Here is a 16,251-nt window from a genome sequence, read left to right on the forward strand (position 1 = left end):
GACGCCGTCACGCCGGCACCTCCTCGTCCACCCCGGCCTCGACGGGAAGCAACTGTGCCGCACGATCCTTCAGCTCGGCGAGCACCTGCATCTGCCGCTCCACCTCGGCGGCGCGGCCGGCCCGCTCGGTCGACTCGACGGTGTCCGCGTCCTGTGCCGCGCGCAACGAATCACCGAGCGACCGCAGCGTCTGCTCCGCGATCGCCGTGAAGTGGTCACGCAGCAACCGCTGGATCAGCCGGAGCCGATCCTTCGACTCCTTACCCACCTGGAAGCTGACGTCGTCGGTGAACCGTCGGATCGCCACCTTCGCGTCGGCGCGGCGCTTGACGACCCGGGCGTCACGGTCGTCGCGATATGCCTTGGTGCCGAGCAGAACTCCGGCACCCACCGAGATGGGGTTGAGCAGCGTCATCCCCATCAGCGTCGTGATGAGGCCGAACATCAGTACGCCACCGTACGATCCGCGCATTCCGACCAGCACCTTCTGGGTGATGCCGMTCCGGCCCGACTCGAGGTCCGACAGCGCGACCACCGGTTCGAGCACACCGTCGAGATCGGCGACGTCGAGCTGCGGCATCTCCACCGCACCCGCGTCCGCGAAGTGCTCGGCCACCACCTCCGCGAGCCACAGGGCACGGTCGTGCGCCCACACGAAGTTGTCGCCCACCGACTGCGCGATCTGCTCCTCGAGCCACTCGCCCAGCTCGCCCCACTCCTTGCCGGGATCGCCCTCGTCGACCGCACGTTCGGCCTCACGGGTCACCTGCCGCAGCCGGTCCCGCAGGTCGTGGTCGATATCCGACGCCAGATCCGCGATCCCGTCGGCGAGGGTCTGCTGCCATCGCGACGTCTTCTTGTGCAGCTCCTCGGTGGCCGTCTTGGCTCGCTGCAGTTCGGCCACCGCGGCCGCGCCCTTCGCCGGATCACGCAGCGCGGCAAGCTCGCTGCCGAGTGCGAGCATGAGGTGCTCGACCACGGAGTGGACGTCGTGAGACACCGCGCGACGCAACCCGCCCTCGGCGTGCTCGATCACCCGCCCCCGCAGGAACGCGTACAGGGCGTCGAAGCCGGACTCGTCGTGCAGGGATCGGTCGTCGAGGCGCAGGGCGTGCGAACGCAGCACCGACGAGATCGGCACCAGCGGGACGTCGATGCCCGCGCGCTGCAGGTGCGCTCGGTCGGCGTCGACGATCCGCCGCCAGTGCGGATACAGATCAGTCTTGGTGATCAGGCACGCGACCGCGGGACACAGCCCGGTCACCTGGCGCAGGAACGCGAGCTCCGGCTCGGTGAACTCCTGGCTCGCGTCGGAGAGTACGAGAACCGCGTCGGCGGCCGGCAACAGTCCCAGAGTGGCTGCCGCGTGCGGATTTCCGTGCCCACCGACGCCGGGGGTGTCGACGAACACCAGACCGTCCGCCAGCAGCGGGCTCGGCACGTTGACCTCGAGACGCAGCACCTCACGTCCCTCCGCGCGCGGAGTCGACGGACCGACCGAATCCAGTTCCGCGAGTGGAACCTCGACCCGCCGCGGCTCGCCACCGGGCTCGGCCACGACAAGCTCGGCGAAGGCCCGCTCGGAGTTCTGCACGACCGTCGGTACCGCGGTGGTCTCGTCGTCCCCCACCGAGCACACCGCGAGGTTGAGCAGCGAGTTGACGAACTGGCTCTTGCCCTGTTTGAGCTGTCCCACCACCACGACGCGGAACCGGGGGTCGACCACCCGCGTGCGTACCAGGTCCAGACGATCCACCAGATCCGTCCGGCCCGCGGCCGCCGCGATCCCGGTGGTGCGGTCCAGCAGTGCCGTCAGCGCGGCCTCGTGCGCCGGCACCGCGCGGTTCCGCGTCGGCGACTTCGCCGATTCCGCCGTGTCCGAGGTCGCGTTGTCCATGGGTTTCGCTGCCCCGCTTCTGTGTTCCGACCTACGCCCGCACCGCTGTGCACGCGCTGACTGATCCGCCGCTCCGCTGGATACGAACCGGGGCCCCGTTCGCATTAGCGCGTACGGGGCCCCGTTCGTTACAGGTCGTGTCCGGGCGTCACGGCAGCAGATGGTCTCCGAGATCGACGTGCGCGGGTGTCGGATCGGCGACGGAGCCCGCCTGGCCCTCCACCTCACCGACACCGTTCGCGAACAGTCCGGCATCCGAGTGGGCCGAGCCGAACGCGTCGGTGTCGATCGACGACCACGCATTGCCCGTCACCGCTTCGGACAGACCACCGGTGAGGCTGCCGGCCGCGTCGAGCGCGCCCTGCAGTGCCGAGTCGAGGTCCGTCGTGAGATTGCCCGCGATGTCGGAGGCGCCGGCAAGACCGGCACCGAGTCCACCGTCGGCGTTACCGGTCGAGCCGAAGCCGCCGTCGATCTGTCCCGTGGCGCCGAGACCGGAACCGACCTGCTCACCCAGATCCGAAACCGATCCGAGCGCGCCCGACAGGCTCGCCCCCAGGTCACCCCCGAGGCCGGCACCGAGCCCAGCTCCGAGGTCCGCACCCAGATCGCCACCGGCCGAGCTTCCGGCACCTAGCAAACCCTCGAGCGAGCCGCCCGACTCGAGCCCACCGCCGAGCAGACCACCGAGCGCTGCACCGAGATCGGCGCCCGCCGAGCCGCCGRCACCGAACGCGCCCTCGAGCAGCCCACCGAGGTCCGCCTCGGCGCCGATTTCCAGGCTGCCGCCGAGGGCCAGGGCACTGTTGAGCGCGGTCCCGAGCGCCGCGGTGAGGGCACCGTCGACGTCGAGCGCACCGCCCAGGGCCCCGCTGATCGCGGCACCCAGGTCCCCACCGGACCCGATCAGGCTGCCGAGGTCGATGCCGCCGCCGAGTCCACCGTCGAGGGCCCCGCCGAGGGCGGCACCCAGGTCGGCACCGATCGCTCCACCGATCCCGAAGGCACTCTCGAGCGCCGCCGTCAGGCCGCCGACCTCGAGCGGACCACCGAGGTCCACGCTGCCGGCACCGGCCAGCGCGGCGCCCAGCGCGGCACCGAGGTCCGCGGTCAGCGCACCGTCCACGCCCAGCGAGCCACCGATCACGCTGCCGAGCGACGCGCCGAGATCGAGGAAGCTGTCGAGATTCAGGGCGCTCGCGATATCCAGCGCGCCGCCGAGTTCCAGCGCACCGCCCAGGGCCGCTCCCAGGTCGCCGCCGACGGATCCCCCGATCGACAGGGCCGACTCGAGCAGTCCGCTCAGCGCCGCGCCCAACTGGCCGGCGATGTCACCGTCCAGTGCGCCGCCCAGGCTGCCGCCGAGCGACAGCGCCGCCTCGAGCGCGCTCTCGAAGCCGGCACCGAGCCCCCCACCGAGCTCGGCACCGGCCTCGATTGCCGCACCGAAGAGTCCGCCGAGGGCGGCACCCAGCTCCCCACCGAGCTCGCCGCCGATCGCGAAAGCACTCTCCAGCGCGGCGCTCAACCCGCCGTCCACCGACAGGAGTCCACCGAGGTCGAAGCTGGTCACGCCCTCGAGCGCGGCACCCAGGGCCGCACCGAGGTCGGTCACCAGCGACCCGTTCACATCCACGACGCCACCGAGCGCCCCATTCAGAGCGGCCGCCAGCGCACCACCCAGATCCAGCGAGCCGCCGACATTCGTCAGGCTGCCGAGGTCCAGACCGCCGCCCAGCCCGCCACCGAGGCCGACGGCGGCTTCCAACGCGGCGCCGAGAGCCGCACCGAGCTGCGCGCCGATCGATCCGCCGACGGCAAGGGCGGCACCCAGCGCCGCCACCAGGTCGCCGCCGAGGTCGAGGTCACCGGCGAATCCGCCGCCCACCGCCGCGCCGAGGCCCAGTCCCGCACCGGCGCCGAGACCGAGGCCCGCGCCACCACCCAGACCCAGACCACCTCCCGGGCCTAGTCCGCCGCCGGCGGCCGCGCCGAGCGAGCCCGCCGCGCCCGTTCCGGCCGCCAGGATCGCACCCAGATCGGCGCCCGCACTGCCGAACAGACCGGACTCGGCCGCCATCGGGGCGACGGCGACGATGTCGGCGTGGCACACATCGCCGAGTCCCGCCGCACTGAGCGCGGCCTGGGGGTTCGCGCAGTAGGCGGCGGCGGCGTCCTCGTCGCGGAGAAGCCGGAGGATGAAGTCGAGAACTGCGTTGCTGGCCATGAGGTAACTCCTGACGGTCGGTAGGCCGGCCACCGCGGTTCCGGAACGGACACTGCGGCGAGATTGGTTAACACGCTACGAATCCGGGAGACGAACGGGAACGGGGCGCATCCCCCCGAACGCGGACAGGGGGATTCGAACAGCCCACCCTAGGGGATTGTGGACGATTAGGGGGATCGCCCTCGACCTGGGGCGAGATCGCGGGGTTCCCGTAACGATCGTCGTGCTCGCGCCGACAATCGCCATACCACCGGCGGTGCCGCAATCCGCCCCGAACGTATGGGAGAAGCGCATGGGCGCCGTGCTCGGAATTGCTGTCGGAACGACCAATTCGGGCACTGCATCGATCACAGCGGACGGAACCTTCACCGATGAGGCGGACGCCGTCACGTCGTCCCGACCGACGATCCTGCACCTGTTGTCGGACGGAACGGCCGTGTTCCCGGAGCCGGGCGACGACGCCGGACGAGCACATCTGTCGGGTTTCGTCGAGCGGGTCGGCGACCCGGTCGGGCTGCTCGACGATGCCGGCCGCATCCATGCCGGGGCGGATCTCTTCGCGTCCGCCGTGGCGTGCCTGGCCGCACCGGAATCCCCCGCGACGGTGGTGGTCACCCATCCGACGGCATGGAGTAAGTACACCGTCCGGGCCCTCGAATCGGCGCTCGACCGTTCCGGGCTGTCCACGGCCGGACTGGTCTCGGAGGCCGCAGCCTGCGCGCGGTGGCTCGAAGCCTCACGTGGGCGCCCGGACGACGGAGTGATCGTCGTCTTCGACCTGGGCGCCTCCGCGCTCGACATCACGGTGGTGCGCACCGGCGCCGAGTCGGCGATCCTCGGCAAGCCGCTCCGCTCGGAAGACTTCAGCTGCGCCCACTTCGACCAGCTGATCACCCGCTACGTGCTCGACGCGATCGCGGACAAGACGGGCGACCTCGACCCCTTCGACCCCGCGACCATCGCCGCCCTGTCGGTGCTGCGGGCCGACTGCGCCACGGCCAAGGAAAAGCTGTCCACCGACACCGAGACGGCCATCCCGGTCGCCCTGCCCGGCGTCACGACCGACGTACGACTCGTCCGGTCCGAGCTCGAGGATCTGATCCGCCGACCCCTGTCGAGTTCGGTCGAGCTGATCCGGGAGGCCCTCCGCTCGGCCGAGATCGAGGTCTCCGACGTCACCCACGTCCTGCTCGCGGGTGGCGGTGGCGCGATCCCGCTGGCGGCGGAACTCGTGTCGTCCGAGCTGGGGCTCACCGTGGTCGCCGCCCCGGTCCCCGCGCTCACCGCGGCGATCGGTGCCGCGTATCTGGCAGGCGACACCGCGTCGTCGGGTGCCGCAACCGTTCCGACCCCCGTGGACCGGGACAATCGTGCCGCCGACGGCGTCTACCGCGCACCCGTCACGGCGAGCTTCCCGTCGCGAATGCACTCCGCCCCCAACGGATCGAGCACCCGACGCCGCATCGCGATCATCGCATCGGCGGCAGCCGCGGTGGGAATCCTCACCGCCGGCGGCCTGTCGATCGGCACGGCGGCGAACACGTCGCCGACGCCAGTGGTGACGTCCACCCCGGGCGCACCGGCGTCCACGCCGAACGGTGGCGCCCTGACAGCGGACGGCGTGGCGAACGGCGGAACCCCATCGGAGGTGTCGACCGTCAGCGCCATCGGCGGCGGGAACGGCGGTGCGACAACGGCAACCGCCAGTGCGAATCGAGCCGGCGTCGTCGGCGGCGCCACCGACGGGCAGCCCGCCGCCCGGTCCTCGGCCCCTAACTCACCGGCGGCAGCACCGGGAACCCCTGCTCCGGAAAACACCGGCACCGGAGACACCGCGGCTCCGCCCGCCTACACACCCCCCGCTCCCGAATTCGTCCCGCCGAATCCCGGAATCAACGCCCCCACCCCCGGCGAGGTGGGCGAGGGATTCGCCAAGGCGGCCAATGGAATCGGACAAGGACTCGGCGCTGCCGTGACCGGCATCGGGACCGGCGTGGGCGGCCTCGTCGGAGCGGTCGTCGATCCGTTGACCGGCACACTGATCGGAAAGTAGTCGATGCGGACCGTACAGGCCGTCGACACGGCGCCGGACGACCTCGTCGCGGGTGTCCCCGGCGCCCGCGAATTCCTCGACGCCGTCGATGTCGCGGCTCCCGGCTGCGTCCTGCTCCGAGGTAACTCGGGCAGCGGAAAGTCGCTCCTCCTCGCCGCAGCCCGAACACTGCTGGACACCCGCGGCGGTGACGTGCATGCCACCGTGGCCGCAGCCGAACTTCACAGCGGCRCATTACTGCTCGACGGTGCGCACATGCTGCCCGACGACGAGCGCGCCGCCCTGCTCGAGCTCGTGCGACGCGGCGACCGCACCATCGTCGTCGCGACCGAACCGCGCCCCCACGACCCGATCCTGCGCTCGCTCGTCACGGCTGTGCAGTCCCTCGGTGCGGTGGTCGACCTGCGCGCACTGACCACGTTCGAGATCTCCGAACGCGCCCGACGGCGAGGCATCTCGCCCACCCCGACGCTCACCCGAACGCTGGACGATTCGACAGGCGGCGTGCTCGCGGGCGTCGACGCCGGGTTGTCCGCCGCGGCAACCGCCCCGGGCGACGACGACGTCGTCCGCGCCGCAGCGGCCACACACCTGCAGACCACACTGCGCCACCTCGATGCCGAAATGCTCGCCGCACTTGCCCTGTGTTCGTACAGTTCCGGGATCGACGCGAGCGACATCGGCACCGCCCTCGAGGTCGATCCGCGGCGGGGACAGGACCTTGCCGACCGCATCCGAGCGAGCGCCTTCGTCACCCGGGCCGGCTCCGTACTGCCCTTCGTGCGCCCACACATCGCCATCGCGACCGGGGTCACCCGGGTGCGCGATCTGCAGCTGCGTCTGCTCGCCACCCGACTGGACGCCGGGACGCTGGACGCGGAGACCGCCGTGGCCCTCGTCGAGGCCGGGCTCGAGGATCTACGACTGGCCGAGTTCGTGTGCACCTGTGCCGATGCCGCGGAGCCGACCGCGGCGGCCGACCTGTACACCGCCGCCGTCAGAGCCGGCGCCGACGCCGGCCGCCTCGCGGTGCGCCACTGCGAGGTCAGTGCCCTGAGCGGAGACCTCGACACCGCGGAACGGATCGCGGACTCGCTGCTGACCCGCGCCGATTCCCTCGATCCTCCGGAACTGACTGCTGCCGTTCGCATCTCCGCCAGCGTCGCCGCCTACCGTGGTGCGATCGGCCGCAGCGCCGACCTCTACGAATGGTTGGGGCCGACGCGGGTCGGCGCCGACACCGCGGTCTCCGCGGCGGTGCTCCTCGCGGCCGGGCGACCCGACGCGGCCGCCGCCGCCCTCGCCGTCGGGTCGCAGGGTCCGCCCACGTCGGGAGCCGCGGGCATCGCCCTTGTCGCGGAGGGGCTCGCGCAGTCGATCGCGGGTTCCGGTGCGGTCGCGATGAACTCGTTGACCCGCGCGATGTCGCTGCTGTCCACCAGCGCGCACACCCGACTGCTGCCCGACAGCGCGACCGCGGTCACCGCCCTGCTGTGCCTGCACTCCGGCGAACTCGCACACGCGGAGTCCGTACTCGGTCGGGCCCTGGAGTCCGATCCGCCGGGCAGTGTCACCCAACTCCGGCATCGTGTGCTGGCCGCGTGGACGGCGATGGTCGGAGGCGATCTCGCCGGTGCCGCCGCGCTCGTCGACACGCTGCCGACCGACCGGCCCCTGCACCATCGGGAGGCCCTGTTCGTCCACGGACTCCGAGTGGGACTCGCCCGGCGACACGGCGATCTCGGTGCGCTGCAACGTCAGTGGGCGGACGCCCAGCCGGTCGTGGCGGGATACTCGGTGGACCTGTTGAGCCTTCTGCCGCTCGGTGAACTCTGGCTCGCGGCAGTACGACTCGGCGACGAGCCGCGCATCACGCACCTCGTCGAACAAGCACAGGAACTACTGGCCCGCCTCGGAGAGCCCGCACTGTGGGGAGCGGCGCTGCACTGGTACGGCGTGCAGGCCGCGATTCTCGGCGAGAACCCGGCGAAGCTGCTGCCGCACGCGCGGGCCCTCGCCGCGTCGGCCGAGGTGAGTTCGTACGCCGCGGGACTCGCGGCGGCAGGGCGCGTCTGGCTCCGCGTGCTCCGCGAAGAGGCAGAGGCGGCGGAGGTCGAATCCGCGGCGCGGGCGCTCGAGCGGATCGGGCTGCCGTGGGACGGCGCACGGCTGGCGGGCGAAGCCGCGCTGCGGGTCTCGGACACCCGGGGGGCGACGACGCTGCTGCAGGTGGCCCGGTCGCTCCGGGACGCGTCGGCGGCGCCACCCGTCGGCGCCGAGCCGAGCACCCCCGAGCCCGCCACCGGTGCCCTCACCGATCGCGAGGCCGACGTGGCCGAACTGCTGCTGCTGGGGCTGACCCACCGCGAGATCGGGGCGCGCCTCTACATCGCCCCCAAGACTGTGGAACACCACGTGGCGCGGATCCGGCGGCGGCTCGGGGCCCACTCCCGCTCGGAGCTGCTGTCGATGTTGCGTGCACTCGGCCACGGAGTCTCCGAGTCGTCGGGATCGTGAACTTCGGGACTTTGTTCCCGGGCGCTCCCACCGCAACTTGCCCTATTGTTGGTGGCTGATCCCGAAGACCCCGAAGGAATTCAATGCGTACCTCGCTGGCGCCGCGCGCCGCAGTCCATTCGTTGGCCCGCCGCGTCGCCGTCGCAGGATCGTCTGCGCTACTGCTTCTCGGACCCTTCACCGCGGCCGCGCAGGCCGCCCCCGGGGCGGCCTCCCCCACGTCCTCGGTGACACAGTTGTCGGCCGACGAACTGCCCGCCGAACTGGTCGAGGCGATCACACGAGACCTGAAGATCAGCCCGCAGGAGTACCTGGACCGCGCCGCCCGCGCGCAGGAACTCGGTTCGTATGCCGAGGACTTCCGCGCCGAGCGTCCCCACGACTTCGCGGGCGCATGGATGGGACTCGACGGCCACCCCATCCTCGCCGTCACCACGACCGAGGCGGCGCAGATCGCGGCGCGCGACGGCTATCGCACACGCCTGGCACCCGTCTCCGCAGAGGGGCTCGAGAGTTCCCTCGCCGACTTCAACCGGTGGGTCTCGGATCTGCCCCGCGAGATCGCGTCGCAGATCGGTGCCGCGTCGATCGATGTCCTGAACAACCAGATCGTCGTCGACATCGCGAACAGCCCCGCCGGGCGGGCCCTCGACCTGCCGACCCACATCGCGAACGTCAAGGTCCAACTCAAGGCATTCGGACCCGTTCCGGTCGAGCGCGCACCGATGGGTGGCGACACCTACGTGACATCTTCCGGGCCGCTCGCGAACGCGGGGCCGGGCGAAATCGGGGTCTGCTCCTTCGGATTCAACGGTGTCGACCGGAACGGCAACGCGATCAACATCAGCGCAGGCCACTGCGACCCGGCACCGGGCGCCGGAGCGGGCGTGTACCTGCCGAACCGCGCGAACATGAAGGACAGCCTTCGGGTAGGCGACTTCGCGCGCTCCGAGGTCGGGAACGCGGACGCACTCGACTACTCCCTGATCCGCATCAACGACGCCGGCGTCAAGGCCGGACTGGACCGCCCGGTCGTCCGCGGCGCCGGCGGCAGCACCCTCACCGTGACCGGCACAGCCGTCCCCGTCGTGGGCGCGCCGATCTGCAAGTCCGGGCAGACGTCGTCGTTCACGTGCGGCGTCGTCTCGGCCGACCACGTCCAGGCCGAGCTGGTGACAGATACCAACGACAGTCGGATCGTGCGCGGCTTCGCCGGCACCGCCTGCACACTCGCGGGTGACAGCGGCGGAGCAATCGTCACCGGCACGCTCGCACTGGGCATCACGAGCGGATCCAACAGCACCGACGCCCCGAACTGCGCCGAGGCCAACCTCGTCCTCGCATTCGACGGCGGCACATCGAACCTCGGGATTCCGATTCGGAACGTGCTCGACTCGGCGAATGCGTCCTCGGGCGGAGGTCTCGGCGCGGGGCTGTCCGTGCGCACCGGCGCCGCCGACCACTGACGAACGACCCACCACGAATTACGCAGATCGTATGGGCACGGCAGTACCGAACCCATATAGTCGTACGCGGCTCGGGGGCATCCACTGACACCGGGCGCTCATCTCTGCGCGCGTCTGGATCCTGCGCGCAGGGCACACAATAGAAAGGCCCACATGCGAAGCTCGCTCGCACGTCGCGCCGCGGTGTTCGGTTCTGCCGCGCTCCTACTCCTCGGCCCCGCAACCGCGGCCGCCCAGGCCGATCCAGCCGAATCGTCGTCCACGTCGGGCGTATCGGATCAGGCGGCGCATCTCCCGATCGAACTCGTCGACGCGCTGCAGCGAGATCTGCAGCTCACCCCGGATCAGTACCTCGACCGGTCCGAGCTCGGGCAGAAGCTCGCGGAGTTCGCCGCGCTCGCCCGCTACGAGTTCCCCGACGCGTTCGCGGGCGCGTGGATCGACCCGTCCGGCACTCCGATCGTCGGACTCGCCGGCGAGGGCCGCGACGCCGCGCGGGCAGCCGTCGAGCAGGCCGGGTTCACGAGCAGGGACGTCGACCGCAGCGAGATCCAACTGCAGTCCGACCGCGCCGCGCTGAGCAAGTGGATCGACACGCTGCCGCAGGAGATCGCCGATCTGGTGCGCGGTATCACCGTGGACATCGCCGGCAACACCCTGGTGCTGCGCGCCGATGACGCCGCAGGCGACCTGTTCGACCTCCTGCCCCCGTTCCTGCAGGGTGCTGCACGGGTCGCGCTCGGTCCCGCACTGGGTTCGCTGCAGCCGCCGGCACCGGGACCGGCCGCTGGCCAGTACGCGCCCGACGCCTTCCTCGGCGGCGACCCGTATGTGGCGGCCGGCGGCGGCATCGGGCTGCGTTGCTCGCTCGGATTCAACGCGATCGACCGCAACGGTGCACCCGTCAACATCAGCGCCGGACACTGCGACCCCAGCCGCGACGTCGCCGGAACGGCGGACGCGTCGACGGCGTATGCGTCGGCGGGCGGTTCGGCCGGGCCCATGATCGGAACCTTCGAGAAGACCAGCCTCGACCGCCTCGACTACTCGGTGATCCGCCCCACCCCCGAATCCGCGCAGCGGTTCGAGAACAACGGCGTGCGGGTTCCCGGAGCGGCCCCGGTCGCCATCACCGGCACCGCCGACCCGGTCGTCGGCGCCCCCGTCTGCAAGGCCGGCAACACCTCGGGCTTCAACTGCGGGGTCGTCACCGAAACCAACCAGAACGTCAAGGTCGGTGCCCGCATGCTCGCCGGCGGGTTCGCCACCAACCTCTGCGCACTCCAGGGTGACAGCGGCGGCACCATCGTCACCGGCACTCTCGCCCTCGGCATCTCGAGCGCGTCGACCGTCGGCGAGTACGGCCTGTGCGAGGTCGCGGGCTTCGTCAGCTCCGTCATGGGCCAGACCCCGGAACTGTTCGCCACCCCGATCAACGCGATCCTCCGCGACAACCCCGGCCTCCGCATCCGGACGTCGTAGCCCGTCCGAACGCACATAGAGAAGGAGCCCACTTCCTCACGGAAGTGGGCTCCTTCTCCTCTGTCCCGGTGCGTCAGGTCACGCCGCCGGCGCCGGAGCGGGGTTCATCGTCTGGAACACCTGCCATCCGTTGTAGGCGAGTACGGGCCCGGCGGCGAGGATCGTGCCGATGACCCCGCCGACACCGGCGCCCGTCGCGAGGCCGGCGAAACACGCGGCCGGACCGGTGGAGCCGCCCGCGACGCATCCGACAAGCGCCCCGACGATCGTGCCGACCAAGGTGCCGACGGTGACCGCCGAGTCGACTCCGTCAGCCAACTTGTCGAGTATCGAGAGGTCGATCGGCATCGGCGGCAGTGCCGGACCCGCGACATCGACCGGCGTGGACTTCGCCGGATCGGTCTCGGGAGTGAGGGYCAACTGCCGGCCCTCGATCACGGGTGCGATCGAGAACTCGCGATCGCCGATCCGGTACGACAGCGGCAGCGCCTGCAGGACGGTGCCGGCGTCGTTCTTGATCTCGACGAACTTTCCGTCGGACGTCACGTGGAATCCGCCGGCGTCGAGGACGGTGACGACAGAGCGGCCATCGATGTGTGCCTCGTACCCGACCGCGTCCTGCGCAGGTGCGGCGTACGACGTGCCCGCACCGACGCCCATTGCGGCGATCACCAATGCCGACGTTGCGGCAAGCTTCGTGAACTTCATAAGGCTGTCATTTCCGTTCTGTGACTGCCACGAGTGGCTCTCCGACCGAATAGGTATTCGAACCCTCGAAGCGCTCCCGGCGCTCTCCCACCTGCGCAAATGAGCCGCGAGAAGCCCTCCGATTCGCGGCGAATCATAACCCGACACAACACGGAATTGTCACTAATTCATATCGAATATTAAATGAACAAACGTCCAAATTGCTTTTGGGATTCACACCCACCCGCGCGAGTTAGGTCTACCTACACGACATACGTCACACCGGCACCGCATACCGTTAACTGAATCCGACCCGAACGGGCGGGGCCCAGCCCGCCCCGCACCCCTTCGAGCCGGACGTCTGCGTGCCCCCGGGAAGGTTCTTCACGGACAAAGATGCAGGAAACGACGGTACGCGCTATGTTACCGACAGGTAGTACTCGCAAGTTACCAGCGGGTAACTTGTCGGGCGCTAGGATCTGTGGGCTGACCCCAGGCGGCACGCGTGCTGCCCCGAAACGAAAGGCATCGACATGAATGCCCTGACGATTACGTTGGGCACCGTCGGCGCGCTGCTGAGCCTTGTCTGCTGGGCCTCATTCCTGAGTGGGGCCTGGACCATGGCGAAGACCGTGCAGATCGGTCAGCCGGCGCCCGACCGCTGGCGACCCTTCTTCCCTCGCTTCAAGCAGATGATCGTCGAGTTCATCGCGCACACCCGGATGCAGAAGTTCCGCACCGTGGGCTGGGCGCACTGGCTGGTGATGATCGGCTTCCTCGGCGGTGCGCTGCTGTGGTTCGAGGCCTACGGCCAGACGTTCAACCCCGAGTTCCACTGGCCGCTGTTCGGCAACACCTGGGTGTGGCACCTGTGGGACGAGATCCTGGGCATCGGCACCGTCGTCGGCATCCTGACGCTGATCGTGATCCGCCAGCTCAACCACCCGCGGATCCCGGCGCGCCTCTCCCGTTTCAGTGGCTCCAAGTTCGGCCCCGCCTATTTCGTCGAGATCGTCGTCCTGGTCGAGGGCCTCGGCATGATCATGGTGAAGGCCGGCAAGATCGCCACCTACGGGCATGCCAACCCGTGGACCGACTTCTTCACCATGAACGTCGCCAAGCTGCTGCCCGCGAGCGCCGTCATGGTCTCGATCTTCGCGTTCGTCAAGCTGATGTCCGGCATGATCTGGCTCTTCGTGGTCGGCCGCAACATCACGTGGGGCGTCGCCTGGCACCGCTTCTCGGCCTTCCCGAACATCTACTTCAAGCGTGAGGACGACGGCGACGTCGCTCTCGGTGCCGCCAAGCCGATGATGTCGAAGGGTCGCGCCCTGGACATGGAGAACGTCGACCCGGACACCGACACCCTCGGCGCCGGCCGGATCGAGGACTTCTCCTGGAAGGGCTGGCTGGATTTCACGACCTGTACCGAGTGTGGCCGCTGCCAGAGCCAGTGCCCCGCGTGGAACACCGGCAAGCCGCTCTCGCCGAAGCTGCTGATCATGTCGCTGCGCGACCACGGCTACACCAAGGCCCCGTACCTGCTGGCCGGTGGCCGCAAGGACATGGGTGGCGACGAGGTCGGCCTGGTCGACGCCGACGGCAAGCCGAACGAGGCTGCCCTCGCGAAGATCCCCGAAGCCGCGCGTGCCGAGGCCGAGCGCCCGCTCGTCGGCGAGACGGTCGAGGGTGAACTGGGCGGCATCATCGACCCCGAGACCCTGTGGTCGTGCACCACGTGTGGCGCGTGCGTCGAGCAGTGCCCGGTGGACATCGAGCACGTCGACCACATCATCGACATGCGCCGCTACCAGGTGCTGATCGAGTCGGAGTTCCCGTCCGAGCTCGCGGGTCTGTTCAAGAACCTCGAGAACAAGGGCAACCCGTGGGGCCAGAACTCCAAGGACCGGCTCAACTGGATCAACGAGATGGACTTCGAGATCCCGGTCTACGGCCAGGACGCGGACTCCTTCGAGGACTACGAGTACCTGTTCTGGGTCGGCTGCGCCGGCGCCTACGAGGACCGCGCGAAGAAGACCACCAAGGCCGTCGCCGAGCTGCTCGCGACCGCCGGCGTGAAGTTCATGGTCCTCGGCGCCGAGGAGACCTGCACCGGCGACTCGGCTCGCCGCGCGGGCAACGAGTTCCTGTTCCAGCAGCTCGCGATGCAGAACATCGAGCTGCTGAACACGGTCTTCGACGGCACCCCGGACAACAAGCGCAAGATCGTCGTCACGTGTGCGCACTGCTTCAACGCGCTGGGTAACGAGTACCCGCAGGTCGGCGGCGTCTACGAGGTGGTCCACCACACGCAGCTGCTCAACCGCCTGGTGCGCGCGAAGAAGCTGATCCCCGTCGCCAAGCTCGACGAGGACGTCACCTACCACGACCCGTGCTACTTGGGCCGTCACAACAAGGTGTACGACGCACCGCGTGAGCTGATGGAGGCGTCGGGCGCGAATCTCAAGGAGATGCCGCGTCACGGCGAGCGGTCCATGTGCTGTGGCGCCGGTGGTGCCCGCATGTGGATGGAGGAGCAGCTCGGCAAGCGCATCAACATCGATCGCGTCGACGAGGCCCTCACCACCTCGCCCAAGAAGATCGCGACGGGCTGCCCGTTCTGCCGCGTCATGCTCACCGACGGCGTCACCGCCCGACAGGAGCAGGGCCAGGGCGAGGGCGTCGAGGTCGTCGACGTCGCACAGCTGATGCTGAGCTCGGTCACGCGACTCGATCCCGCACAGCTCACCGCGAACATCAAGGTCGAGCCGCGCGAGAAGATGCCGGTCGCCGCCGAGGCTGTCGCTGTACCCGCGGCCGCCGCTGCTGCTCCCGCCGCCGAACCCGAGGCTCCAGCCGCCGAGACGGCACCGGCCGCTGCTGCCGCCGCCGCTCCCGCGGCCGGTAAGGGCCTGCAGATGAAGGGTCTCGGTAAGGCACCGGGCGCGAAGGCTCCCGGCGGCAAGGGTCTGCAGATGAAGGGCGCCGCCAAGGCACCCGGCGCCAAGGCCGAGGCCGCCGCTCCGGCCGCCGAGGCTGCTGCACCGGCTGCCGAGGCACCTGCGGCGCCGGTCGCCAAGCCCGGCGGCCTGGGCATGAAGGGCGGGGCCAAGGCACCGGGCGGCAAGGGCCTGCAGATGAAGGGCGCCGCGAAGGCACCCGGCGCGAAGGCTGCCGCACCGGCACCCTCCGCTCCTGCCGATTCGGCCGCTCCGGCTTCTCCGGCTTCTCCGGCTTCTCCGGCTGCGGAGGCACCGGCGGCACCGGCGGCTCCCACCGCACCGACCGCCAAGCCCGGCGGACTCGGCATGAAGTCCGGCGCCAAGGCGCCCGGCGGCAAGGGCCTGCAGATGAAGGGCGCCGCCAAGGCTCCCGGCGCCAAGGCCGCCACACCGGCACCGGCTGCGCCCGTAGCCGAGGCTCCCGCGGCTACCGCACCCGAGGCTCCGGCCGCACCGGCTGCCGAGGCCAAGCCGGCACCGCAGCCCAAGGCGGGCGGACTGGGCTTCAAGGCCGGCGCGAAGGCACCGGGCGCCCGCAAGGCCGCCCCGGCCGCCGCACCGGCACCGGCGGCACCTGCTGCCCCGGAGCCAGTCGCGGAGCCTGAGCCCGAGGCACCTGCCGAGCCGCAGGCCGAGGCCGCGCCCCAGCAGGATGCGTCGAACACGCCTCCGCCTCCGCAGGCCAAGCCCGGCGCGCTGGGCTTCAAGGCCGGCGCCAAGGCACCGGGCCGCAAGAAGTAGTCGCCTGACGACAAGCGCCCCCACCGTTCGCTGAACTGACCCCCGGGAGTTGGACTGAGAAATCAGTTCAGACTCCCGGGGGTCAGTGTTTTGGATAGACGAAGTTCGCTGACGCAAGAGCAGCGCATCGCAGCAGTAGTGTTGTTCGAGAAAGGTGCGGCTTCGAGGGCCGTAGCGAC

General features: G+C 70.3%; 8 protein-coding genes. 5 read left to right on the forward strand and 3 right to left on the reverse strand.

Going from position 1 to position 16,251, the window contains the following annotated elements:
• Window positions 1–7: 7 nt before the first annotated feature.
• On the reverse strand, window positions 8–1,897 hold the full coding sequence (locus AB4Z09_RS19025; RefSeq protein WP_442240454.1) for a dynamin family protein: 1,890 nt from the start codon (window positions 1,895–1,897) through the stop codon (window positions 8–10).
• Window positions 1,898–2,045: 148 nt separating this feature from the next.
• Window positions 2,046–4,124 (reverse strand): IniB N-terminal domain-containing protein, encoded by a 2,079-nt coding sequence (locus AB4Z09_RS19030; protein ID WP_442240455.1) that lies wholly within the window; start codon window positions 4,122–4,124, stop codon window positions 2,046–2,048.
• A gap of 292 nt (window positions 4,125–4,416) precedes the next feature.
• Here AB4Z09_RS19030 and AB4Z09_RS19035 point away from each other — a divergent pair, with 292 nt between their 5' ends.
• The 4 genes from AB4Z09_RS19035 (at window position 4,417) to AB4Z09_RS19050 (ending at window position 11,642) form a co-directional block, all read left to right on the forward strand.
• Window positions 4,417–6,177 (forward strand): Hsp70 family protein, encoded by a 1,761-nt coding sequence (locus AB4Z09_RS19035; protein WP_442240456.1) that lies wholly within the window; start codon window positions 4,417–4,419, stop codon window positions 6,175–6,177.
• A 3-nt stretch (window positions 6,178–6,180) separates the two neighbouring features.
• Entirely contained in the window at window positions 6,181–8,694 is a 2,514-nt protein-coding gene (locus AB4Z09_RS19040; RefSeq protein ID WP_442240457.1) for a LuxR C-terminal-related transcriptional regulator, read from the forward strand.
• 83 nt (window positions 8,695–8,777) lie between these two features.
• Window positions 8,778–10,160, forward strand: coding sequence for a S1 family peptidase (locus AB4Z09_RS19045; protein WP_442240458.1), 1,383 nt, complete (start codon window positions 8,778–8,780; stop codon window positions 10,158–10,160).
• Between the two features lie 153 nt (window positions 10,161–10,313).
• Complete coding sequence (locus AB4Z09_RS19050; protein ID WP_442240459.1) at window positions 10,314–11,642, forward strand: S1 family peptidase; 1,329 nt, start codon at window positions 10,314–10,316, stop codon at window positions 11,640–11,642.
• A gap of 78 nt (window positions 11,643–11,720) precedes the next feature.
• On the opposite strand, the gene AB4Z09_RS19055 is transcribed toward AB4Z09_RS19050, so the two are convergent.
• Window positions 11,721–12,350 carry a hypothetical protein gene (locus AB4Z09_RS19055; protein ID WP_442240460.1) on the reverse strand — a complete coding sequence of 210 codons (630 nt, stop codon included), beginning with the start codon at window positions 12,348–12,350 and terminating at the stop codon, window positions 11,721–11,723.
• Window positions 12,351–12,862: 512 nt separating this feature from the next.
• Here AB4Z09_RS19055 and AB4Z09_RS19060 point away from each other — a divergent pair.
• Window positions 12,863–16,072 (forward strand): (Fe-S)-binding protein, encoded by a 3,210-nt coding sequence (locus tag AB4Z09_RS19060; RefSeq protein ID WP_442240461.1) that lies wholly within the window; start codon window positions 12,863–12,865, stop codon window positions 16,070–16,072.
• The last annotated feature ends 179 nt before the right edge of the window (window positions 16,073–16,251 follow it).

The organism is Rhodococcus sp. TAF43, assembly GCF_052113525.1.
Classification (GTDB): Bacteria; Actinomycetota; Actinomycetes; order Mycobacteriales; family Mycobacteriaceae; genus Prescottella.